General features: G+C 71.1%; 25 protein-coding genes. 1 reads left to right on the top strand and 24 read right to left on the bottom strand.

Annotation, left to right across the window (positions count from 1 at the left end):
* Positions 1 to 92 precede the first annotated feature (92 nt).
* From Van01_RS08160 to Van01_RS08210, 11 genes are all read right to left on the bottom strand, one after another.
* Positions 93 to 1691 carry a VWA domain-containing protein gene (locus Van01_RS08160; RefSeq protein ID WP_204003012.1) on the bottom strand — a complete coding sequence of 533 codons (1599 nt, stop codon included), beginning with the start codon at positions 1689 to 1691 and terminating at the stop codon, positions 93 to 95.
* A 19-nt stretch (positions 1692 to 1710) separates the two neighbouring features.
* Complete coding sequence (locus Van01_RS08165) at positions 1711 to 2826, bottom strand: AAA family ATPase (protein ID WP_204003019.1); 1116 nt, start codon at positions 2824 to 2826, stop codon at positions 1711 to 1713.
* A 197-nt stretch (positions 2827 to 3023) separates the two neighbouring features.
* Complete coding sequence (locus Van01_RS08170; protein ID WP_204003021.1) at positions 3024 to 3608, bottom strand: hypothetical protein; 585 nt, start codon at positions 3606 to 3608, stop codon at positions 3024 to 3026.
* Between the two features lie 172 nt (positions 3609 to 3780).
* Positions 3781 to 4173 (bottom strand): hypothetical protein, encoded by a 393-nt coding sequence (locus tag Van01_RS08175; RefSeq protein WP_204003023.1) that lies wholly within the window; start codon positions 4171 to 4173, stop codon positions 3781 to 3783.
* Positions 4160 to 4819 (bottom strand): hypothetical protein, encoded by a 660-nt coding sequence (locus Van01_RS08180; protein ID WP_204003025.1) that lies wholly within the window; start codon positions 4817 to 4819, stop codon positions 4160 to 4162. Before Van01_RS08180 ends, Van01_RS08175 begins: the two co-directional genes overlap by 14 nt.
* Positions 4819 to 5076, bottom strand: a complete 258-nt coding sequence (locus Van01_RS08185; RefSeq protein ID WP_204003027.1) for an Lsr2 dimerization domain-containing protein — start codon at positions 5074 to 5076, stop codon at positions 4819 to 4821. The genes Van01_RS08180 and Van01_RS08185 overlap by 1 nt, the downstream gene beginning before the upstream one ends.
* 273 nt (positions 5077 to 5349) lie before the next feature.
* A complete protein-coding gene (locus Van01_RS08190) occupies positions 5350 to 5610 on the bottom strand; it encodes a hypothetical protein (protein ID WP_204003030.1) in 261 nt (86 codons plus the stop codon).
* Positions 5603 to 6745 carry a DUF4314 domain-containing protein gene (locus Van01_RS08195; RefSeq protein WP_204003033.1) on the bottom strand — a complete coding sequence of 381 codons (1143 nt, stop codon included), beginning with the start codon at positions 6743 to 6745 and terminating at the stop codon, positions 5603 to 5605. The genes Van01_RS08190 and Van01_RS08195 overlap by 8 nt, the downstream gene beginning before the upstream one ends.
* Before the next feature lie 157 nt (positions 6746 to 6902).
* The gene (locus Van01_RS08200; RefSeq protein ID WP_204003036.1) at positions 6903 to 7571 is read right to left on the bottom strand and encodes a hypothetical protein; all 669 of its coding nucleotides are present in this window, start codon (positions 7569 to 7571) and stop codon (positions 6903 to 6905) included.
* A gap of 104 nt (positions 7572 to 7675) precedes the next feature.
* Entirely contained in the window at positions 7676 to 8179 is a 504-nt protein-coding gene (locus Van01_RS32915; RefSeq protein WP_239098939.1) for a hypothetical protein, read from the bottom strand.
* Between the two features lie 60 nt (positions 8180 to 8239).
* Positions 8240 to 8911, bottom strand: a complete 672-nt coding sequence (locus tag Van01_RS08210) for a hypothetical protein (RefSeq protein ID WP_204003039.1) — start codon at positions 8909 to 8911, stop codon at positions 8240 to 8242.
* A 483-nt stretch (positions 8912 to 9394) separates the two neighbouring features.
* On the opposite strand from Van01_RS08210, the gene Van01_RS08215 reads away from it, so the two are divergent.
* Complete coding sequence (locus Van01_RS08215; protein WP_204003041.1) at positions 9395 to 9727, top strand: glyoxalase superfamily protein; 333 nt, start codon at positions 9395 to 9397, stop codon at positions 9725 to 9727.
* A gap of 47 nt (positions 9728 to 9774) precedes the next feature.
* Here the strand turns inward: Van01_RS08215 and Van01_RS08220 are convergent, their stop codons facing one another.
* The 13 genes from Van01_RS08220 to Van01_RS08280 form a co-directional block, all read right to left on the bottom strand.
* Entirely contained in the window at positions 9775 to 11226 is a 1452-nt protein-coding gene (locus Van01_RS08220; protein WP_204003043.1) for a hypothetical protein, read from the bottom strand.
* A gap of 952 nt (positions 11227 to 12178) precedes the next feature.
* Complete coding sequence (locus tag Van01_RS08225) at positions 12179 to 12511, bottom strand: helix-turn-helix domain-containing protein (protein WP_239098940.1); 333 nt, start codon at positions 12509 to 12511, stop codon at positions 12179 to 12181.
* Positions 12508 to 13623, bottom strand: a complete 1116-nt coding sequence (locus Van01_RS08230; protein ID WP_239098941.1) for a tyrosine-type recombinase/integrase — start codon at positions 13621 to 13623, stop codon at positions 12508 to 12510. Before Van01_RS08230 ends, Van01_RS08225 begins: the two co-directional genes overlap by 4 nt.
* A 151-nt stretch (positions 13624 to 13774) precedes the next feature.
* Positions 13775 to 14881, bottom strand: a complete 1107-nt coding sequence (locus Van01_RS08235; protein WP_373306223.1) for a C40 family peptidase — start codon at positions 14879 to 14881, stop codon at positions 13775 to 13777.
* Entirely contained in the window at positions 14878 to 15378 is a 501-nt protein-coding gene (locus Van01_RS08240; RefSeq protein ID WP_204003071.1) for a hypothetical protein, read from the bottom strand. Before Van01_RS08240 ends, Van01_RS08235 begins: the two co-directional genes overlap by 4 nt.
* 50 nt (positions 15379 to 15428) lie before the next feature.
* Positions 15429 to 15677, bottom strand: a complete 249-nt coding sequence (locus Van01_RS08245) for a hypothetical protein (protein WP_204003073.1) — start codon at positions 15675 to 15677, stop codon at positions 15429 to 15431.
* A complete protein-coding gene (locus tag Van01_RS08250; protein WP_204003076.1) occupies positions 15674 to 16258 on the bottom strand; it encodes a hypothetical protein in 585 nt (194 codons plus the stop codon). The genes Van01_RS08245 and Van01_RS08250 overlap by 4 nt, the downstream gene beginning before the upstream one ends.
* Positions 16259 to 16350: 92 nt before the next feature.
* Positions 16351 to 16986 (bottom strand): GGDEF domain-containing protein, encoded by a 636-nt coding sequence (locus Van01_RS08255; RefSeq protein ID WP_204003078.1) that lies wholly within the window; start codon positions 16984 to 16986, stop codon positions 16351 to 16353.
* 96 nt (positions 16987 to 17082) lie between these two features.
* Complete coding sequence (locus Van01_RS08260) at positions 17083 to 17883, bottom strand: winged helix DNA-binding protein (protein WP_239098942.1); 801 nt, start codon at positions 17881 to 17883, stop codon at positions 17083 to 17085.
* A gap of 598 nt (positions 17884 to 18481) precedes the next feature.
* Entirely contained in the window at positions 18482 to 18691 is a 210-nt protein-coding gene (locus Van01_RS08265; protein WP_204003083.1) for a hypothetical protein, read from the bottom strand.
* 557 nt (positions 18692 to 19248) lie between these two features.
* Positions 19249 to 19821 carry a hypothetical protein gene (locus Van01_RS08270; RefSeq protein ID WP_204003085.1) on the bottom strand — a complete coding sequence of 191 codons (573 nt, stop codon included), beginning with the start codon at positions 19819 to 19821 and terminating at the stop codon, positions 19249 to 19251.
* Between the two features lie 136 nt (positions 19822 to 19957).
* Positions 19958 to 20371 carry a hypothetical protein gene (locus tag Van01_RS08275; RefSeq protein ID WP_204003089.1) on the bottom strand — a complete coding sequence of 138 codons (414 nt, stop codon included), beginning with the start codon at positions 20369 to 20371 and terminating at the stop codon, positions 19958 to 19960.
* Between the two features lie 170 nt (positions 20372 to 20541).
* Positions 20542 to 21339 carry a hypothetical protein gene (locus Van01_RS08280; RefSeq protein ID WP_204003091.1) on the bottom strand — a complete coding sequence of 266 codons (798 nt, stop codon included), beginning with the start codon at positions 21337 to 21339 and terminating at the stop codon, positions 20542 to 20544.
* Positions 21340 to 21632 lie beyond the last annotated feature (293 nt).

Here is a 21632-nt window from a genome sequence, read left to right on the forward strand (position 1 = left end):
CGCACCGCCAGCGGCGCACGGCAGAGCGTGGGCGCGGTACGCGTCACCGCGCTGCTCCTGATCGGGCGGGGCGCTTGTCGTTGCGCTGATGCTCAGGCATGTTCCAGCGCGGTGACGGCGGCGTCGGCGATGGCGTCGACCGCCTTGACCGGATCGGCGACCAGCAGGGTGCTGGTGTGGGTGAAGGTGTGCCCGGTCAGGTCGGCGGGGCGCAGCCACAGCACCGCGCAGCCGGACTGGTCCAGGGTCGTGATCAGCCGCTGCGCCGCGTCGATGTCACGCAGGTCGCCGTCGGAGACGACGGCGAGCATCCGCAACGTGCCGGGTTGACGCAGGCGTAGCAGCTGGTCGGCGAGTTTGACCGCGTCGAGGAACGCGGTGGTGCCCCCGACGGCGGTCATCTCCAGAACGGACGTGGGTCGCTGGCGGGGCGGCACGAGCAAGGTGGCGCTGCTACCAAAACCGATCATGGTGGTGGCGGCCTGGTTGGTGTGGGCGGCGTGAGCGAGGATCCACCCTGCCGAGGACATCGGCGCCGCGTAGGAGTGCATCGAGCCGGAGGTGTCGACGAGCACGGCCAGGTGCAGGGTGGGCTTCGGCGGTGGAAGTTGGGCGCGGCGCTGCCAGGGGGTGGCGGTGGGCATGCTGCCGGCGGCGACCTGCGCTCGGGCGGTGATGGTGTGGCGGGTGCGCAGCCGCCCAGGCGGTATCGCGCTGGGCCGGGTGCCAGGTTCGGGTGTGTGGGTGCGGGCCCGGCGGAGTCTGGCGGCGAGGTGGCGGGCGGCGCTGCGCTCGGCGTCGGTCGCCTCGCGGCGCGTCCACCACGCGGGCGCGGCGTGCCGGGACTGGATCTGCTGGTCGGCGTACTGCGCCGGGGTCATGCCGGCGGCGTGCGCAAGGTAGTCGGACAGTGCCTGAGCGAGCTGTCCGGCGAACGTGCCGGGGTCGGGCCGCGGCGATTCCGGCCGCTGGTGGGGATCGATGCCGAGGATGCGGCACCACCGCCACGCCAGATCGATCATCGTGGTGGCGTCGGTGTCGTCAACGGTGTGGGCGTCGCGCCACACGTCGCGCAGCTGCCGCAGCTTTCTGCGGCCGAGAACGGCGGTGACGGCGGCACGGACGCCCTTGATGTCCTTGGCGGTGATGATGCGAGCATCGACGCGCGCGAGGAGCAGGCCGGCGAGGTGGGCGGCGTGCCAGGCGTCGTCGACCGGCGTGTCACCGGGGTCGAGCAGGGTGGCGACGGTGTGGCGCAGCCACCGGCGGTCACCGCGCCGCCTGCCGCGTTGCCGGTTTTCTGCGCGGGATTCCTCGAGCAGGTCGGCGACGGTGGCGACGACAGCGGGTGTGCCGGCAGGGGTTGTCCACAGGCTGTGGGCGGCGTGGGCGGCTTCGTGGACGAGCAGCCCGTAGGCGGTTGGCACGAGTCGTTTGTGGCCGGCCTTGTACGGGTCGGCGATGTCGGGGGCACCGATGTGGGTGGCGTCAACCTCGACGCGGCGGGCGGCGGGATAGAAGCAGGCGGGAGCGCCGCCGCCGGCGCCGGGGGCGACGGTGACGGTCAGGTCGGTGCGGTCGGTCAGAACGGGGATGTGGCGGGTCCAGGCGTCGCTCCACAGGCGCCAGTCCGGGGCGCTGCCCGCCGGGGTGCCCGAGCCGCCGCGCCGGTGGGTCGAGGGATGAGACATGAGTGATCTCCTTTGGGGGTTAGCGCTGTTTGCCGAGGGTCAGGGCGCTGATGTCGGGGCCGAACTGCTGCTTGAGGGCGGCGAGGACGTGATCGCGGTCCTCCTGCGGGGCCCGGCCGACGAGGTTCGCCACCGCCGCGGCGGCGCCGAGGGTCTTGCGGACGCGGGTGAAGCCGAGCAGCTCGCGTAGTTGCGGAGCCCAGCTGACGCGTCCGGCGGCGAGGTCGGCGTTGAGCGTGATCGCGACCTCGATGGCGGGGCGGGGGACGCCGAGGTGGCGGGCGAGGTCCCAGTCGGTGGTGACCTCGATGTGCACGTCGAACCGCGACGCCAATGCCTCGGTGAGGATGGCGCCGTGCACGCCGGGGTTGTGGCCGGCGATGACGTAGAACCCGTCGGCGGCTTCGACGCGTTCGTTGCGGTAGCTGGGGATGGTGATCACGCGGCGGCCGTCCATCGCCGGGTACAGCACGGCAAGGACCTTCGGCGGGATGAGCGTGGCGTCGTCCACGAGCAGGGCTCGGCCCTCCCGCATCGCGGTGACGAGGGGTCCGTAGACAAACTCGAAGCCGCCGTCGGGCAGCGGGATGAAGTTGCCGAGGAAGTCCTCCACGACGGTGTCGCCGGTGCCGGCGACGGTGAGCAAGTCCGGGAAGGCGGCCTCGACCAGGGCGGTCTTGCCGGTGCCCGGCGGGCCGTAGAGCAGCACCGGGATGCGCTTGTCACGCAGCCGTTGCAGCACGTCCACATCGGTGGCGCCGGCCAGCTTGCGCGGGAAGTACAGGTCCCCGTTCGGGCGGGTGACCGGTTGCCTCCGACCTGCCCCGCGTTGTCCTTGGCGGGGTGGGTGCGGGGCGGGCGGCGGCATCTGCCCGGCGGCGTCGATACCGGCCTGGGTGATCTGGAAGCGGTGCGGCCGGGTCAGGTGGGTGGTGTAGCCGGCGGCGGCCATCTTCTTCAGCGCATCGAACACCGCCCCGGTCGAGGGCACGTCGAGGGTCTTTGTCAGTTCACCGACGGTGAAGATCTGATCCGGGTGAGCGGCGAGGTGCGCGGCGACCTTCTGGTACAGGTAGCCCGGCCGCCGGTTGCCGCCGGCTGCGGGCGGGCCGGCGGCTGCGGTCGTGGGATGCATGCGGGTTCCTCCCCTTCGTTGGGGGGTTAGGAGCCCGCGCGCTCCTCCCGTTGGAGCGCGCGGGCTATCGGTGTCCGCGCGCTGCGGAGGAGGATGGTCACGTGCCGCCAGGACCGGCGAGCGGGAGCCGCCGCGGATCCGGCCGGGGAAACTGCTGCCTGCTCAGCGGTGAGCGGATCAGCAGGTGGTGCGGTTCGTCAGAGGGTGCGGGCGAGATCCATCAGCCGTTCGAGGCCGTTCGCGATCCGGCTGCTGGGCCTGCCCGGTGGCGGCTGCGACGGCTCGCTGACGGTGGCCTGCTGCTCGCCGCGTACCCGCTTGATCTGATGCAGTTGCCCGTCGATGTCGACGGCGGCGACGAGGCGGGTTTCGATGCGCGCCGCCGGCGATGCTGTGGCGAGGTCGCCGTGGCGGTATCCCGGCGGCATCGCAGCGGCCCACGCTTCGAAGACCAGAGCGAATGCGACGCAGCGCCGACCACCGAGGTTCAGCCACTCACGCAGCTGCGGTCGCGCGGACGGGTGGGCGAGGAGGTCGGCCAGGCTGTGCAGGATCACACCTGGAGGCAGGGTCGGGTCGCCGTGGGCGAAGAAGGGGTTGTGCCACACGTTCGGGTCGATCAGACCCGCGTCGACGTGCACGCTCTGACGCTGCGCTGACAGCGGCACGTCGAACACGCCTAGCAGCGTCGACGGGAGGTCCCACCCGCGACGTTCGTGCGCCGCCTCGACATTGATGAGGGCGCGGGTCACCGCGCCTCGGGTACGAGGGTCGAGCACCATGTTTCTTCTCCTTCGAGATGTATGAGATGCGTGGACAGGCCGGGCACCGCATGGCGCGGTGGGCTCTCTGTCGACACGTGGCATCGGCCGCCGCCAGACGGTGGTCGGCGGCTGTGGTCGTGGCCGGCGGTGCGGCGCGGGCCCGCAGACCCGCGCGACGGGCATTTCCGTTTCAGGTGCGGCCGGCGATGGCGTCGCAGCGGCGTGGATCCACTGCCCGCCACGGCAGGCCCCACCCGATGCGGTAGCGGCCGTTGTTGGCCTCAACCCGGTGGACGCCGCCGCCGAGGGACAGCGGCCGGGCGACGGTCAGCACCCTGTCGTCGAAGTCGACGGTGCGCCAGTCCCGGCCCACGTATTCGGCCATCTCCTCGAACGCGGTGGCGACGGCGCGGAGGGCGGCGGCATCGACGCTGAGTTCCACAGCGCCGTTCCACCAGCCCAGCACCACCGCGACGTAGCCTTGCAGGTAACGCTCGGCGCCTGCGGTGGGCTGGTAGCGCAGCCATGGTCCGGAGAACACGGCCGTGCTGCCGCGTGGTGGCAGGTAGTCAGGAGTGGGCATCGACCACCGCCACCGACCAGTTGTTCGGGTTGAACCGGTTGCGCGGTCGCCCCGGATGCCGCCGGTGGTGGACCGTCGAGTCGACTGGGCTGGGCGTACGCCGGGCCCGGGTGGCGCTCAGGTCCGGGTTACGGCGCTGTTGCAGCAGGTCCCGGAAGACCTGCAGCAACCGTGGTGGCACCGCGCCAGTGTCGGTGCCGGCGAGAACGGCATCGGCCGTGTCGAGCCACACCACACCGGCGGCGTCGACCCAGGCGACGGGGGTGCGGCCCGGCGGGAACCGCCACCCGGGATGCAGCAGCCGCGGTAGCGCCACGATGTCTCCCGGGTACGGCGCCCAGTCGGTGTAGTCCCAGGGCACCACGGTGCCGGGCCGCCGGCCGGCGGCGACGGCGTCGGCGCAGTCGGGGCAGGTGACGTCACCGACGCGGGTGGTGCCGCCGCACCTGTCGCAGGCGCGCCAGTTCCTCGGGTCGGCGTCCGGCTGGTAGGTGGGGTCCCAGGCGCCGGTCACCTGCCCGCCGAGCCGGTATCCGTCGATGCGCTGTGCGCGGGCCAGCAGCCGCATCGGCTGGGTCAGGTGCGTGTCGATGGTGTGCACGGTGGCGGTGGCGCGGACCAGGACCGCGATCAGGTGATGTGCCATCAGCGCGTTCCCTGCCCGCGCACCGGGGCTGCGGAGCGGCGCGTGCCGGGGGTCGCGTTGCCGCGTCCCGAGGTCCGCTTCCCGGTCCGGCGGCCGGCGTTGATGTAGGGGGCGAGTGCTTCCCGCAGGCGTCGCAGGTTGTCCGGGCCGAGGTCGATCTCGTAAACCATGCCGTCGAGGGCGAGGTGGTGAGTGGTGACGTTGTCGGTGCTGTGGTCGAGGTCGTCGGTGACCACGACGATGGTTCTGGTTGCCATGAGGGTTCCTTCAGATCAAGGCACTGCGGTGCCGTCGCCGGCTCAGCCGTGACCGGCGAGCGGGGACGACACCGGCAGGGCGGGACACAGCGGCCGGATCCACCGCGGATCCGGCCTCAGGGGACTGGCGGTGATAACGACCGCGTGCGGGATGGGGACCAGCAGTGGGCGGCGCCCAGGTTGAGCAGGATGTTCGGGCGAGCGGGAGTCGCCACGGTGTGGGCGCGACGCTGCTGACGTGCGCGGTGGCCGACGGCTTGCACAGCCGGGTAGCTAGGCGGGTGCGTAGGCAGTCGTGCCGTCGCCGGTGGTGACGCGGACGATGCGCTGCGGTGTGACCGGGATGATGTCCTCGCGGGCGACGTTGGGCCATTGGTAGCCGTCGCCGCCGAGTAGGGCGACGGTGTACCGGGGGTCGTTGAAGCCGTCGATGACCACGTACAGGTGCTCGCTCATCTCGGCGGCGAGCGCGGGCGCGATGGTGACGATCTCTCCCGGCTCCAGCGCCCTCTCGTCGCGGTTGACCTCAGGCATTGGTTGATCCTCCTGGCAGGCTGGTGCCGCTGGCGGTGGGCGTCGGGTCGGGGATGATGCCGGCGATGCGGTCGCAGTCGTAGGGGTGCACCACCTGCCAGGTCCAGTTCCAGCCCATCACGACGTAGTGGCCGTCGGCGTCGGGACTGATCCGGTCGATCGCCTCCGGGTCATGTTGGACGCGGCTGTCGTCGACGACGATGACGTCGCCGTCGAACCACATCCGGCCCAGCGTCTCGTCAATCTGCCGGTCCGCGTCGCTGTCGGTGGTGCCGCCGTCGCGCAGGTGCCGGCGGAGTTGGTCGCGGTGGGTCTGCTGGTCGGCGACGATCGCCTCGGCGACCCGGCGGGTGCAGCGGAACACCGCCCAGCCGTTCCACCAGTTAATGAGGGTGCCGGCGAAGGCGACCGGGATCCGCGTCTGCCCGGCCGGTTCGGGCGTGGCCGCCCAATCTCCGGCGAACACGCCCGGGCCGCCCACGCGCACCGCGTCGGGGTAGACGTGGCACAGGTCCCGGTCGTCGCCGTCGGGGTGCAGGACCATCCGGCACTGCCGGGCGGCCTCCACCTCGACGGCTTGGTCAAAGCCGTCACACCACGCCTGCCGCGCCTGGTCGGCCTGCCGGCTGGTCAGGTCGGGGTAGGCGGGGGCGTCGGTTGGGGCGTGCTCGGCGTAGCGGGCGCGACCGGCGGCGTCGTCGCGGTCGGCGAACGGCAGACCGTCGATGTCCCGACCGTCGGCGGCCTCGATGCCGGTCAGGACATCGCGGGCGGTGCGTGCCACGTCGCCGTGGGCCCGTCCGCCGATGGTGTCCTGCGCCCACCACTGCGCGGCGTCACGGCCGGCCGCGACGCCCGCCTCACGCAATGCGGTCAGGACCCGCTGCCAGGCAAGGTTCGGCAGCGGGCGGACACGGTCGCCGGCGTCGAGGATCATCGACAGCCGGGAGCCGCTGTCCCAGGCGACGTCGAGGATCCGCTGGTCGGGGTCGTAGCCGCGAACGGTGCCCTCGTCCCCGGGCCGCAGCCGGGTGTGGGGGTCGTTGGTGTGCTGCAGCGCGACCCGGTCGCCGCGCCGGTAGTCGTCCCCTGCGGGCCGGCTTTCGGGGTGATTGTTGCTGGTAGGGCTTGTCATCGTGGTTGTCCTTCTCACTGTTGTGTCGTCGTCGTGCCTGTCACAGCGGGGGTGTTGACGTCGTCGAGACGGCAGTGCGTGTGTCAGGGGTGTGGCGGTCCTCGCCCGCGCGCCGGTGGTGTCGTCGCGGCGGGGTGGTAGGCGTCGTGGAGGCTGGTCAGCCTTCGAGGCGGATCTGATGCGCCCGCACCGCGATGGGGATTCCGGGTCGAGGTTCCCGTGTGCAGTAGGCGGTCACGGTGGGCGGTTTGGTCGCCCCGTAGACGGGCCGGTTGTCGGGGCGCACGAGCACGCGTTGCCCGGCGGGGAAGTCCACCGGCGCGGCCGGGTTGTCGCGCCAGTGGATGTCGGCCACGACGCGGCCGAACACCCAGTCGGCGAAGGAGGCCGTCGTGTACTGGGGATATCTGCCGTAGTCGGAGGCGATCTCGGCGATGCGCTCCCGCGCCTGCTGCAGGGTCAGGTCTTCGAGGAGGTCGTCGGGCACCAGCGGGTGCTCGGCGACGCTGACGACCTCGACCTCCACGCCGGCCACAGTGCGGGGCGTGTCGCCCTCGCCGGTGATGGTGATCAGGCCGGTCTGGTGGTCGACGGCGGTGACCCGCTGCCGGGTGGCGTCGCCAGCTGGTTGGACGATGTCCCCGACGGCGATGGCACTGCCGGGATCACCGCGGCCAGCCAGGAAAGTTTTGGCGGCGGCGCGGTCGAGGACCGGGCTACCCGGGTCGTGGACGTAGGCGTCGAGGTCGACGGGCGTAGCCGGCGGCAGCGGCGGAAGGCGCAGGATGTAGCCCGCGGGTTCGGGCGAGGGCGGCTCAGACGTCACGTGAGGTGGTCCTTCCGGTGAAGAGGGCAAGACGGGAACCGGCCGCGACCCAGGTTCGGGTCGCGGCCGGTGCTAAGCCAGGTGGTGAGCGGGGCGTGCTGGGGCTAGTCCTGGCAGCCCCAGACACAGCCGTCGGGGTTGCAGGGCTGGCCGGCGGCCATGCGGGTGAAGGCGTCACGCCAGTCGGGGTCCTGCGCGGGGCTGTGCAGGGGCCAGCCGAGCCCGTCGGCGAACGCGGTGATCTTCGGCGCCCCGTACATCGGGTAGGGGGCGGTGTTCATGGCGGTGACGACGTCGTCGCGGCCGAGCAGCCAGGCCAGTTCGGTGAGCTTGTCCACCGCGCGTGACGCGGATCCGCTGCGGTGGTGCAGGATCTGACGCACGGTGAACCACAGGTACTCGCGGCCGTACGCCTCGGGTCCGCCGAGGCTGTCCCACCGGAGGTTGTCCCACTGCTGCCCGGTGATGTCGGGCTGCAGGAACGGGCGGGCATGGTCGATGTCGAGGGCGTCGATCAGCAGATCGCGGCGAAAGCCGAACGCGTCCTCACCGGCGGCGGCATGCTGGTCGACGCGATGCAGGATCTCCTCCTGCGTCCGTCTGATCATGCGTTCTCTCCTTGGATTGCGGGCATTTGAGGTCGTCCGTGTGGCGCTGAGGCGCGCGGCTCAGGCGGTGCTGCCCGACGCCCCGTCGGTGGTGGGTGCCGGTGGCGGCCAGGGCTTGCGGACGAGGTGGTCACCGAGGGTCGGGCTGGTGGCGATCAGGGAGCCGCAGCGGTTGCAGGAGGTGATGGTGTCGTTGCCGTAGCCGGCCAAGGACGGCACCTCGACGTGATCGATCTCGTCGGCCGCGCCGCACACGGTGCACACCGTCATCTCGGACCCGCTGTCGTCGAGGGCGGGTGCGGTGACGAACAGGTCCTCGACCGGGTCGAGGTGGTGGGCGCTGTGCCGGAGCCAGCGGCCGTGGACCGTCGCCTCGTAAACGACCAGCCGTCGGTGGTTCAGGTGCAGCAGGTACAGCCACTCCACCGGCCCATCGACGTTCTCGCGTAGCGAGCCCCGCCACAGGGTGTCGTGGCCGGTGGCGGTGGGGTAGCCCACCCCTGGCACGGGCGGGTGTTGGTCCCATCGGCGGGGTTTGGGGTTGACGGCGAGTTGGAGCCAGGGTCGGGCCAGTAGCGCGGCGGCCATGGCGTCGGTGTCGCGGTCGAAGGTGTCGGTCCAGATTCGGCGTAGCAGCGGCACCAGAACCTCCGGTGCTTCGCCGAGCTGGACGTGGCGGGCGGTGTAGGCGCCGCGGAACGCGGCCACACCGATCAGCGCGGGTGCGCTCACGGGTTGTGGTCCTCCTTGCATGAGGGCGTGCGTCTGCGGCGGCCGTCGCGTGCGCGGACGACCACCGCAGACGATGAATAGGGGGTGATGGGCAGCGACCGACGGCGCTCGGTGGCCTGCGTCGCGGTGGTCCCGGCATCGCAGGATCGCGAGAAGCCGCGGTCACGGGAAGTCGTCGCCGATGACGACGGCGACGTGAACGCCCAGGTGATGACTCCGCCACTGCTGGTTGGGCTGCTCTGCGGTGGTGCCGGGGTGGCGCATCGCCATCAGGTCAGGGCTGAGGAACTGGCGGAGTGCTTGTATGCGAAGTGCCTCGTATGCCGCAGTTCGCGTCGACGATGATCGCGACAGCCGCCGCCTGTGTGGGCTCGGCGGTCACTCGCCGCTGCCCTGCGCGGCATGGTTTCGATGTCCGGGTCCGTCGGTAGTTCCGCATCAGGCAACGTTGGCTCTGTTGGGCGGTCTGCGACGATGGACTGTATGGACGAGGAAGTCATTCCTATTCTTCGCGTCGAGGACGCTTCGGCGGCGGTTGGGTGGTACGAGCGTTTGGGCTTCGCCTGGCAGTGGGAACACCGGTTCGAGCCGGAACTTCCCGCGTTTGTCGAAGTTGCTCGCGGCGGCGTGCGGTTGTTCCTCTCGGAGCACGAGGGCGACGCCCGCCCTGACACGTTGGTCTACCTGCGCGTTCGTGATGTCGATGCCGTCGCTGCCGAGTTCGGTGTGCCGGTGGAGGAGGCTCCTTGGGGGCGTGAGGTCGAGTTGCGCGACCTTGACGGCAACCGGCTTCGGATCGGTACCCCGACGAAATGAGCACTTGCCGTGCCGGCGCGCGCTGGGCTTCGTCGGTGGCGATGGCGTTATCGATCTGCTCGGCGTGCTTGCCTGGGTTTCTGCCCAGGGGTGGGTGTCGGTGCGGGTCGGGTGGTGAGGTAGATCCCCCAGTCAGGGCTGGCGTGGCGCGCCCACTGGTTGGCGGTGTCGATGTTGATACCGAGCAGGTCGACGAGCAGGGGTGGGGGTAGCTGTGCGGCAAGGTTGATCAGTGCGGTGGCGCGGCCGTGCGCGGCTCGTGGCATCTGGTGGCGTGCGAGTTTGCGGTGTAGGGCGGCGACGTGGGTGCCGGGCAGCCCGCCGGGGAAGATCCACCGTGGTCCGGCATTGGCGGCGTTGGGGTGCCTGGCGGCGGCGGTGATTTGGGCGTGCAGCAGGCTCGCGACGGCGGGGGCGAGTCGGAGTCGGTGCTTGCCGAGTAGCAGGTAGGTGTGGGTGTCGCCGGCTGCTGCCTCGCGGAGCACCTCGGCGGTGTGGAGGCGGCTGATGCGGGCGAGGGTCATGCCGTAGAGCAGGTTGAGGCTGCTGGCGGTGCGGACGTCCAGCGGCAGGGTGGTGTCGGTGAGCGCGCGTCGTAGGTGGTGCCAGTGCTCGTCCTCGGTGAGCGCGTCGGGGTTGTGGTCTCGCTGTCGGGGCGTGATGGTGACGTCACCGACGAGGTGGCGGCGGCGGGCCCAGCGGAGGAACTCTTTGGCGAGGTAGCTGTATTCGTGTGGATGCTCGACGCGCCACCGGTCGACGTCGGCTTGGGTGAGGTCGGCCAGGGTGAGGTGGTAGCCATCGATCCAGGTGAGGAGTCGGATCGCGGCGGTGAGGCAGGCGCGTTGGTAGTGCGCGGCGCCGCCGGTGAACGGCCGTCGGGCAAGACGTTGGCGGGCGCGGCGGTGCAGGGTCCAGCGAGCCCAGGTGCGCACCAGGTGCGCGTGCGCGGCGTTGAGGGTGGTGAGTTGCTGCTCGAGCCAGGGCTCGATGCGTTCGAGCTGTTCGGCGCGGGCGGGTAGGACACCGTGCTGGACGAGCACTGCGCGGAGGCGGTGCAGGGCCTGCTGTTGCGGAAGGGCGTCGAGCAGGTCGTGGGTGAGGGGCATATTGGCGTCGACGATGGCGGTGACGAGCGCGGCGGTGGGGCCGTCGGGTCGTAGCCATCGCCAGACGGCTTCACCCGTGCCGGCGGCGAGCAGTGCTTCGGCGAGGGCCTGGCGGGCGGTGACGTCCTCGCCTTCGACGGCGATCAGTGTGTGGATGCGGGCCTGGGCCAGGCATCGGTAGCAGGTGCGGTCGACGGGGAACGAGCCGGAGGCGCCGCAGCGGCGACAGGTGTAGTCGTAGTCCAGGTCGGCGCAGCCTGCGCAAAGTCGCCTGCCGATGTGGTCGAGGCCGATGAGGATCCGGTGTTGGTGGCAGCGGGGGCATGGTTGCGGGGCGCGGCGTATGCGCTGGTAGCAGCCGCTGCAGGCGGCACCGATCGGCCATCGCACGTTGATAAGGCGGTGCCGGCCGCAGAAGGTGCAGGTCGCGGGGCGGGCGCGACACGTGTCGCAGGTAAACGCGCCGTCTGCGGCTTTGTGGCGGCTCACGGGCCGTTGCTGTCCGCAGGAGGCGCAGGGCTGGACCGGTCGGCGGTGGCAGGCGTTGCAGTAGCCGGGTTGCCCGTTGGTGGGGCGGGTGTGCCATCTGGCGATGGCGCCGCAGTGTCCGCACTTGCGCAGTGGGCGCTGGTGGCAGCTGCTGCAGACCGGGCCGTCGTCGGAGCGGGCGTGCACCGGCCGCACGCGCCCACAGCGGGCGCAGGCGAGGTGGGGTGCGGTGTAGCAGGCGCGGCAGAGCGGATCGTCGCCGCGCTGGTAAACACGGCCGACGGCTCCGCAGCGGGAGCACGACCCGGCGGGTGCGCGGTGGCAGCGCTGGCACAGCCCGGTCCCGTCTGCCTGGCGGTGGGTGATTGTCGCCTGCCGGCCGCAGCCCGCACAGGTCTCGACTGGCCGGGCAGCGGAGCGGCACGGCCGGCACAGACCGTCCGCGCGCACCGCCGGTCCCGGACGCACCAGAGCGCCGCAGGCGGAGCAGGCAACCCGCTGCCGCAGCCGCAGGCAGGTGTCACAGACCCGGCCGCCGTCGACCACGTTGCGCAACTGCGGCACGGTCGCCTGGCAGTCCAAGCAGGCCGGCAGCACGACATCAGGGAAGCCGGATTCGTGCAGCGCGTGGGCGATGTGCACCAGCGTCAAGGGCAGGTCCGACGAAGCGCTGGTAAGCACGAGGTCACGGCCTCGCAGGTAGTCGCGAAGCGGTCCAGCGGCGCGGCCGTGCCCGGCGAACCGTCGCGTCAACTGCTGTGCCGTGTCGGCCGTCAGCTCCGGGATGCGTGTGGCCAGCAGCGCGGCGACCTCGGCGAGAATGCCGTCGCTGCTGCGCCCCGCGTAGGCGATCTCAGGCTCCGTCCGGGCGGCGGATCACCGTCCGCTTCGCCGCCGACCGGGCCGGAGCAGCTGCGGTGCCGCCGCCGGCGGCCTTGCGGACTTGGGTGTTGACCGCGGTCACCTCGATCAGGTCGTTCGGTGTGACGTCGAGGATGTCGCACAATGCCGCCAGGATGTCCATGCTCAGCCGCTGCGGCGGCGTGGTCACCAACCGGTAAACCTGCTCCCTCGACAACTGAACCCCCCGCTCGGCCAGCAGCGGCACCAGCTCCGAGGTTTGGAACAGGCCCTTCTCGGCCATCCGCAGCCGCAGATGCCACACGATGCCCATCCGCTTCGTCACCCCGCCGCTCCCTCCGCCATCGGAAACCGGGCCAGCGCGGCGTCCAGCAACCGGTTGCGGAACTCGTCTGACACCGACGTGTACAGCGCCGTCACCGACGCATGAGAGTGCCCGACCTGTTGTTGCACCATCAGCGGCGGGTACCCGAACTCCAACAGGTGTGTGACGTAGGAGTGCCGCAGCGAGTGCAGGTCCAACTCCTCGGGCAGCCCCGCGTCACGCGCCGCGCGCCGGAACGCCACGTCCAGATACCCCCGCGAGATCCGACCGCGCCGTTCCGTCACGAACATCGCCGGATGCTCGCCCGGGCCGAACTGCGGCCGCAGCTCCTGCACCCACTCCCGCAGCAGGTCCACCACCCAGTCCATCTCCGGCACCGTCAACACCGTGCGTCGCCGCGCCGGCCCACCCCGCGACGCCTTGCCGTAGCGCACCTGCACCGACCCGAACCGGTCGTAGCGTGGCACGCGCGGGTTGCGCCGGAAGTCGACCACATCCAGCATCGCGGCTTCCTGCCGCCGCAACCCGAACGCGTACACCGTCTTGAGCACCACCGCGTCCCGCCACGCCGCCAACACACCCTTGCGGCCACGACCGCGAATAACCGCGACCCTGTCGTCCGCGGCGTCGAACAGCGCCTGCACCTCGTCATAGGTCAACGCCCGGCGGCCCGGGCGCCCCTCGTACTCACTCAGGTGCGCAACGGTGTTCCACTCGTGGCAGACCTGCACCGGCGGCTGCCCGAACCGGCGTACGCACTCCTCCGCCCACCCGTACCGCCGATCAGTGACGAACTCGCAGAACAGCCGCAACGTCATCTGGTACGACCGCACCGTCGAGTGCGCCAGCGGCCTGCCGCCCGACACCAGCGACGACGTGAACGCCTCCACCTCACCCGGCGTCCACTGCCACGGATACAACCCGGTGAACTCCGCGAAGCGGCGCACCAGCGCGATACGCGGCTTGATCGTCGACTCCCGCGACAACCGCGACCGCTGCTGACGCCACCAGCTCTCCAGCATGCCATCGAACACCGCACGCTGCGGATCCAACTGCACCACGCCGGCCGGCAAGACCAGGTGCACCGCACCCGGGAGATCAACGCTCCGCACGCCCACACCGTATTGCATTAGATGCAACAATGTGAAGTAAGGGGCCTTGGCCGCAGGTCGGTGCCGCCGAGCGCCTAGGGTTGGACGTAGGCAAACCGTTGCCACACAACGGTTCTCGGCCAGGCGAATGTTGCATCTGATGCAATAATGGCTACTTAACGATCCGGCGGACGGCAGCGAGGTTGTTCAGCCAGGCGGAGAGTCGGCTGATTTTGACGACGTCGCCGGTGTGGGGAGCCTGGATGAGGAGTCCTTGGCCGAGGTACATGCCGACATGGCCGGGGCGGGCGGCGCTGCCGCGGCTGCCCGGGATGAACAGCATGTCTCCCGGGCGCAGGTCGCGGTGGTCGGTGACCGCTGTGCCGGCGTGGACTTGTTCGCTGGTGGTGCGGGGGATGCCGATGCGCGCGGCGCGGTAGGCCTGTTGCATCAGCGAGGAGCAGTCGCACTGGTGTCGGGCGATGCCGGAGTGCGGGGCGGTGCAGTCCCCGCCGAAGGTGTAGGGCGAGCCGAGTTGCTGCAGGGCCCACCCGATGGCGGTGACCACCTGTGGTGGGGTGCCCGGTGGCAGGGTGAACCCTGCGGGCAGGGGAACCTGGTCGGCGCCGGGTTGGCCGTCGCCGCCGTCGAACAGGCACAGCGGGTTGGCCATCGCCTGTTCCAGGTCTGCGGCGACGGGGCCGGCGGGGGTGCCGCCGGCCAGGACGCGGACCAGGGCGATCGCGTCGTCTTCCCACTTGGCGTAGGCGCCGGGGTAGGCGGAGCGCTGCACCGCCTGCGCGGCGTCGGTCAACGCCATGGCCTGCCACCCGTCGACGGCCAGCAGTGCCTGGTAGAACTTCCCGGCCGCGTAGTCGGGGTCGTGTAGTTGTGTGGGAGTTCCCCAGCCTTGCGAGGGGCGTTGCTGGAACAGGCCGACGGAGTCGCGGTCGCCGCCGGGCAGGTTGCGCAGGGTGGATTCCTGCATCGCGGTGGCCAGGGCGATGACCCAGCCTCTCGGCGGCACCGTCAGCCGCTCGCCAACGGCGATGATCGCGGCGGCGTTGCCGGTTTGCTCGCGGTCCCACCCACCGGTGCCGGCAGCCGGCGGGGACATGTCCAGAGTGGGCAGCAGCGGCTTCCCGTCCGGGCCGACCGCGTTGTAGCAGGCGGCCGAGGCGTTGCCGCCGCCGGTGAACAGGGCGCCGATCCCGCTGGCGCAGACCACCACCAGGGCGATCACCCCGGCGGCGAGGCCGGCGAGGGCGCGGGCGCTCACCGCGGCACTCCCGCCGCACAGGGCCTGGACGATCCCTGACTGCTGCTGGCGTGGTCCAGGCAGGTGGTGAGGTGGTAGGTGGCGGTGCGGGTGCCGTCGCTGGTGTAGACGCCGATCGTGGCGGTGTCCGCCTCGATGAGGTAGACCCATTCGACGTCGAGGTGTCCGGCGTGGCACAGCGGGAACACGGTGATCGGCTCCGGCGTATCGGCCACGCCGTTGGTGCTGCTGGCCAGGGTCATGCCGATGCCCGGCACCGGCTGCTGACCGGCGAAGGCGGACGTGGTGGCGGCGGTGGTGTCGGGGTCGAGGTGCTCCCAGTCGTGGGCGAGGACCGCGCCGATCAGCGCGGCGGTGTCGTGGTGTGCGTGGCGGGCCCAGATCGCGGCCAGGGCCGGTAGCACGACGGCGGGGCGGCCGTCGAACAGGACGTACCGGGCGTGCGCGAGATGGGGCGTGTCGGGGCTGGTGGCGCCGATGTAGCAGGGGGTGCTCATGGCACGGAACTCCTTCAGACGATGAGGCGGTTGGAAATCAGGGGCCGCTGTCATGGCTGGTGCTGCTCGCCGGGGCGCGGCCAGGTGGCGGGCGTGGCGTGCCAGCCGAAGATCGGGTCAGTGGTTTCGGCTGATCCGCAGCGGTCGCAGCGGGCAGCGGTGTCGTTGCCGTAGCCGGCCATCGATGGCAGTTCGGTGGTGGTGACCTCGTTGACCGCGCCGCAGATCAGGCAGCGCAGTGACGCTCCGTCCGGCCCGTGTGTTTCGAACACCGGCTCGTCCGGGTGGGTGCGGGTCATGACGCGCCGCCTGGACGGCCGGTCGGGGTGTGGCCGGTGGTGGCGGCCAGCAGCGCGACCAGGCCGGGATGTGTGGCGGGGATGTCGGCCGGTTCGGGGATGTCGTCGACGCGGACGAGGGGGTGGTCCTCGCCGCGTAGGCGGGTGAGCTGGTAGAGGCGCCCGTCGACGTCGACGGCGTCGACTCGGTGAACCTGCCGGGGTTCCCCGTCGCTGGTGTGGATGTCGTGGTAGCAGGCAGCCCACGCCAGCAGCCGCGCGTCCGGGGCGGTGGCGCGTGCCTGGTCGATCATCGTGTCCAGGGTTTTCTGGTAGGGCGTGGGTGCCGCCCGGTGGTGCAGGCTGCCGGCAAGGCGGTGCAGCAGGGCGGGTAGACCGGCCGGATCGCGGAGCAGGTCCTCGGGGTGCAGCGGGAACTCCAGGCTGTGCATCGCGCGCCGCCTGCCTGGGCGGGCGGACGTGAGGAGCCAGTCGTGGACGAGCAGCAGTGTCGGGGGTTGGCCCCAGCCGAGGTGCTCTGCGTCGGCGTCCGCCGCGACGAGGCAATCGGTGAGGGTGTGAACAGCGTTGAAGGACAACACGGAGGTCTCCTATTTCAGGTGGAGACGCCGAACGCCCCGCGGCCGGAACGGCTGCGGGGCGTTCGGCGTGCGCGGCTCGGACGGGATGAGACTTAGCGGTGGTGGCGGTCGCGGCTGCGCACCGTCGCGGTGCGGTGGGGCAGGTACTCGCGTACCCCACCGTCGGTGGCTTTGGCCTCGTACATGGCGCTGTCGGCCTGGCTGAGCAGGTGCCGGACGGTGGTGTTGGGGTGGCGGGTGTGGGTGTAGCCGACCGAAGCCGTCACGCGCAGATCGCCGTTGACGACACGGATCGAATCGGCGGCGATGACCCGCCACGCGGCGCGGGCCGCAGCGTCGGTGTCGTCCTGGTTGCCGCGCACGAGCAGGGCGAACTCGTCGCCGGAGAGCCTCGCAATGACCCACACCGGCGCGGCGAGGCTGGCCAGGCGGCGTCCGACCTGCTGGAGCAGGTCATTGCCGACCTCGTGGCCAAGGGTGTCGTTGACGGTCTTGAACCCGTTGAGATCCAGCAACACCACCCCGACCGGGGCGTTGTCCTCTAAAGCGGCGCGCAGACGGGCGAGGAACAGCCGCCGGTTGGGCAGCCCGGTGACGTCGTCGTGGGTGGCGTCGTAGCGGGCTTCCCGCAACGCGCGCTGTTGCCGCCACAGCACCGCGGCTGCGAGGGCCAAGCCGGCGAGGATCCCGCCGGCGCAGGTGAGCATCTGTTGCACGATTTGCGACACTGATACGGCTCCTTGCTTTGGAAGGAGCACCGGGGGCGGGCGAGCAGCGACCAACTCCACGCCCGCCCCCGGGCTGTCCTACAGATCTGGGTGCCGCTACTGCGCGGCGGGGGCGAGTTGAAAGGTGGCCGGCTTCTCGACGGTCCGTACGGCCATCCCGTCGTTGACCAGCTTGTCCGCGGCGTTCACGACCGCGCCGGCGCTGGCCTTCCTGGCGTCGGTGCCGACGTTCGCGGCGTCGATGAGCTTGCACAGCTCGCTGATCTTGTAAGCCCGCTCGGGGTGCGCTTCGAGGATGTCCAGCACCGCCCCCCGCAGCGAGCCCTTCCCTCGGCGAATGCTCGCCGCTCGGCCATCCGTTCGGGTGGCCGGGGTGACCGGGTCCGCGTCCTCCGACGCTGCGGCGTGCTGCTCACCCGCCGCGTCGGACTCGGTGGCGGTCTCTGCGGTCACGCTGTCGTTGCTGGAGGCGGGTTGGGGTGCGGCGGCGGTGCCGCCGGTTGCGGCTACCTGTTCGCCATCGGCGGGCGGGCCGGGTTGCGGTGTGGGCGTCGCCTCGGGTGAGGCTGCGGTATCGGCGACCTCGGCGGGGTTGTCGTGGCAGGCCGGGGCTGCCGGTGCGTCGGGTGCGCTGTCGGGCGCTGCCGGCGGCGCCTGGTGCGTGCCGACGGTGGCGCGGCCGGCGTCGGTGAGCCGCCACACGGCGCGCTTGCTGTCGGTGTGGACACGTTCGGCCTGGCCAGTCTTTTCCCAGGCGCGCAGCTTGGCGGTGGCGGTGGAGTAGCCGAGCCCGGCCTTGTCCGCCACGGCGGCGGCGGTGTCCTCGCCGAGTTCGGCGAGCGCGGCGAGGACCTTGAACATCGCGTGGGCCGGTACGAGTTCCGGATCGTCGGTCATGGACATCCTTCCTGGTGGGTGTGTGAGGTCAGCACTGATCCACGCTTCGTTCACGGCGCTGATCAAGTGCGATGACCGAACCTCGGGACTGGTCCCCGAAATCCGGCACGGTTGACGCCGCCGCGACATGCCGACGAGAACGGCTACGCGGCGGCGGTGAGCGGCTGCTGAGCCCTCGGCGCCGGGTGGTGGCATCGCGAAGACGACCGGCCAGCGCGGTAGGTGACGGGGCCTCAGCGAGGGTGGCGAGGGGCCCGGGGCAGACGATGAGAGGTTCCTCGTTGTCGTGGTTGAGCAGTCCGGACAGGTGCCGGTAGGCCACCAACGCGGCGACCTGGGCCAAGGGCGGGAGACCGACCCAGCGGAGCAGGTTCCAACCCAGGCCCGGGTCGGCCAGGGGGCGCGGGCAGCGTTCTCGATGGCGATGAGCAGGAACAGCGGCTGCACGATCGCGGAGACGACCTTGCCGGGTTCCGGCGACCGGTCGGCCGGAGCGTTCTCGGGGGGCGATGAAGGAGTGCGCGATGGTCGCGGCGACGGACACGAGTCCGCCCAGGGGCAGGCCGATAGGCCCAGCCGCGCGAGGAACGATGCGTGGTCATGACGTCGCCTGCAGGGTCGGGGCGGGGTCGGTGAAGAGGGAGAACGCGATGACGAAGGGGCTGTTGTAGCCCTGCGTTTGCAGGTGCAGCGTGACCAGCTGCACGTCGTCCACCGAGCTGATTGGCCGGGCGGTGGGGTAGTCCAGCGCGGTGAACTGGGTCTGACCGTTGGTGGTGTGGGTGAAGGTCAGCAGGTAGCGGTACATGGGGTGTCCTATCAGGTAATGGTGCGAGGGGGTGGAAGAGGAACAGGGCGGCGTGTCTGCGGCCCGGCGGAGTGCGATTGCCCCATGCCCGGGGCGCCCGGCGTGGGGTCTGCCCGACGATGCGAGGCGCGCACGCCCTGATCGAGGGGCGTGGCGGGCATCGGTGAGCGGATCGCCGCGAGAGGGAGGTCGGCGAGGGTCAGTCCGGACGGGCTTAGTGCTCAGCCGCGGTGCGGACGAGCGAGCTTACGGACGCCGATGATCGAGCCGTCCAGGTCGCGGACGGTGTCGTGGCAGACCAGCAGGTCCTCGCGGTCGGATGCAGCCAGGCCGACGAGCGGTCGGGGGTGTCGGCCGGGAAGATCCGAACCGGGTGCGGCGTCAGGTTGACGATTTCGGCCATAACGGCGTCTCCTGTCATGGGCTGGTTGGCCGTCTGGTCCCGCTGAAGCGGTGAGACTGGCCGCGAGTCGTACGGGACGGGGCGCTGCTGTTTCGGGAGGTTCCCTTCGATGCCTCGACCCGTGCGTTCTCCGTGGAGCCTGGAGGTCCTGCGCTTAGGCGTGGGTCGCGTTGAGCAGGCGTCGCAGGCTCACCGCGACGGACCCAGCGGAAGTCCGGGCGTCCGGGTGATCGACCGTCGTGGAGACGGTGTCCGCTCCGCGTGTGCGCAGCAGTTGGTAGAAGCGGCCGTCGATGTCGCAGGCGCTGACCGCCCGGACCGGGACGCCGTCGGGGTCGACGGGCAGGCCGTGAGCGGCGGCGGCTCGGCGTCCGGCGTCGCTGGTGTCGAGCCCTTCGGCGAGGAACGCCATCGCGATCACGGGGCCGATCTGCTCACGCGTCCAAGCCCGCAGTCGTGGGAATTTGACGGTGGTCAGGGTGTCGGTGATGGCTTGCAGGCCGATCCAGTACGGCAGAGTGAAGCGGGTGCCGGGGACCGTGTGCTGCCGCCACACATCCTGGTTGATCGGAAGTTCCTCGGCGTTGATGCTGCCGACGATGGTGTGGGCGGTGCTGTCGACCAAGGCGAGCAGGGCGGGGTAGGCACCCCAGCCTTTCGTTTCGGCGAGAGCTTCGACGGCGTTCAGTGCCGTGAGGATGAGGGTGGAACGGCGTTCAGGCTGCATGGGGCTTTCCTCCACGGTCAGATGAGGGACGAGCGGTGGCGTGCTCCGAGGGCGGGCGGTCCCGCCGCAGCGGCACGCCTGCTGTCCCTCGGGTTCGAGGAGGCGGGCGTGCCGTGCGGTCGGGCGGGCGGTGGTGTCAGTTGCTGGCGCGGACGGGGCGCTGGCGGCCGACGCCGATGGTGAGCGTGTTCGGGTCGACCATGAACAGGTCGGCACCGTCGGGGAGTCCGGCCGTGATGAGGTCGACCAGCTGCGGTCCGCTGTCGCGCAGCAGTGGCAGGCCCCAGGCGTCCGTCCTGTCCGGCAGTCGGACGCCGGGCGCGGCCAGCGACCTACGGGCCTTGGCCATGGAGGGCATCGGATCGTGGAGAGCGTCGCCTCCGTTGCTGGCCAGCCACACCATTCCCCGGAATCGGAACAGTCGCAGCGCGGGCTCGGCGCTGCGGATACCGCTGGCGCCGTGACGGGTGTGCAGGTTCCGGTCGCAGAGGACGGCGTGCTGGGCGTGGGCGGCGACGGCGGGCAGGTCGAAGTACAGGAAGCGGGACATGCTGCTCCTTCCAGTTTCATGCGGGGGGTGTGGGCCCGGGCGGGCAGCACACGTGCCTCAGGTGGCGAGGCGAGGTGTGCTGCCCGGTTCCGGTGGTGTGCCGCGGGACGTTCGGGGCAGGCGGTGTGGCCCCTGGGTTGCCGGGGGCTGGTGGCCGTGCCCGGTCGTGGTTACGGCGTTTGCAGGTCGATGGCGAAGATCTGCTGGTTGTGGTGCAGGGACTGCAGGTGCCGGTACGCCTGGTGCAGGTAGGTGATCCGGTCGGCGAGAAACGCGCTGGCCGGGGACATCTGAGTGCCGTCCTCGGTGAGGAAGGCGTCGGTGCACAGCGCCCACAGGGCGCGGTAGGTGGCGTAGGCGGCGGCACCGGCCTGGAACATCTCCAGGTCGGCGGTGTCGAGGTGGCCGGCGGTGTTGGCCGCGACGTTGTGCAGGCGCATCGCCTGCACGCGGGGCTGCCGGTGGAACTCGGCGCTGGCGATGTCGAGCGGGTAGCCCGACGGGTCGCTCAGGTGCCGTTGCAGGAACACCGGCCACGGCGTGGCCGGGCGGGTGCCGGAGACGACGTGGGACCACTGTTGGTGGCGCAGCACGGCGCTGACGTGCGCGCCTTCGCGCATGCCGGTGAGGTCGAGCAGGCGGATGGGTCCGCCTGCGCAGCACTGCGGGCCGGTGTTGGCCTTCTGCCAGTCGATGAGCTGGCGGCGCTGCCACGCCCAGATGGCCGGGGACGCCCAGAGCCGGCGGCAGCTGCTGCCGGAGACGCCGAAGTGGCGCTCCAGGTTGCGCACGCCGGTGTGCAGGGTCGCGGCGAGGTCGTCGCTGACGCAGACGATCATCTGGCGGATGACGGCCTGCGGCACAACCTGGGGACGCGGGGTGCTCTGCTGGGGCGGGTTGGCTAGGGCGGTGCGACGCTGCACGCGGCTGCCGTGGCGGGTCAGCGCGGTGCCGTTGTTCTGGGACATGGAGCCTCCTCGGGGTTGGCGTCGTGTGGGCACGACGGCGGCCCGGCCCACCGGGTACGTGGGTCGGGTGATCGACGGAACAGGGAAGGTGCGGGTTGACCGTGTCCACTGGGTGCGTGGAGCGGGTCGGGGTGGCGCGGGTGGTTAGGTGCGACCTCGGGGGTCGCCGCGCGGTGTGCTGCCGACCGGCGTGAGCGGGTGGGCGGGGCGCACCGGGTGGGTGCGGCGGGGGTCCTTGAGGTGGGACCGAACCGGGTGGAGCGTTATATGGGGTTGTGTTGGTGCCGAAACGG

It is taken from the genome of Micromonospora andamanensis (assembly GCF_016863495.1).
Taxonomy (GTDB): domain Bacteria; phylum Actinomycetota; class Actinomycetes; order Mycobacteriales; family Micromonosporaceae; genus Micromonospora; species Micromonospora andamanensis.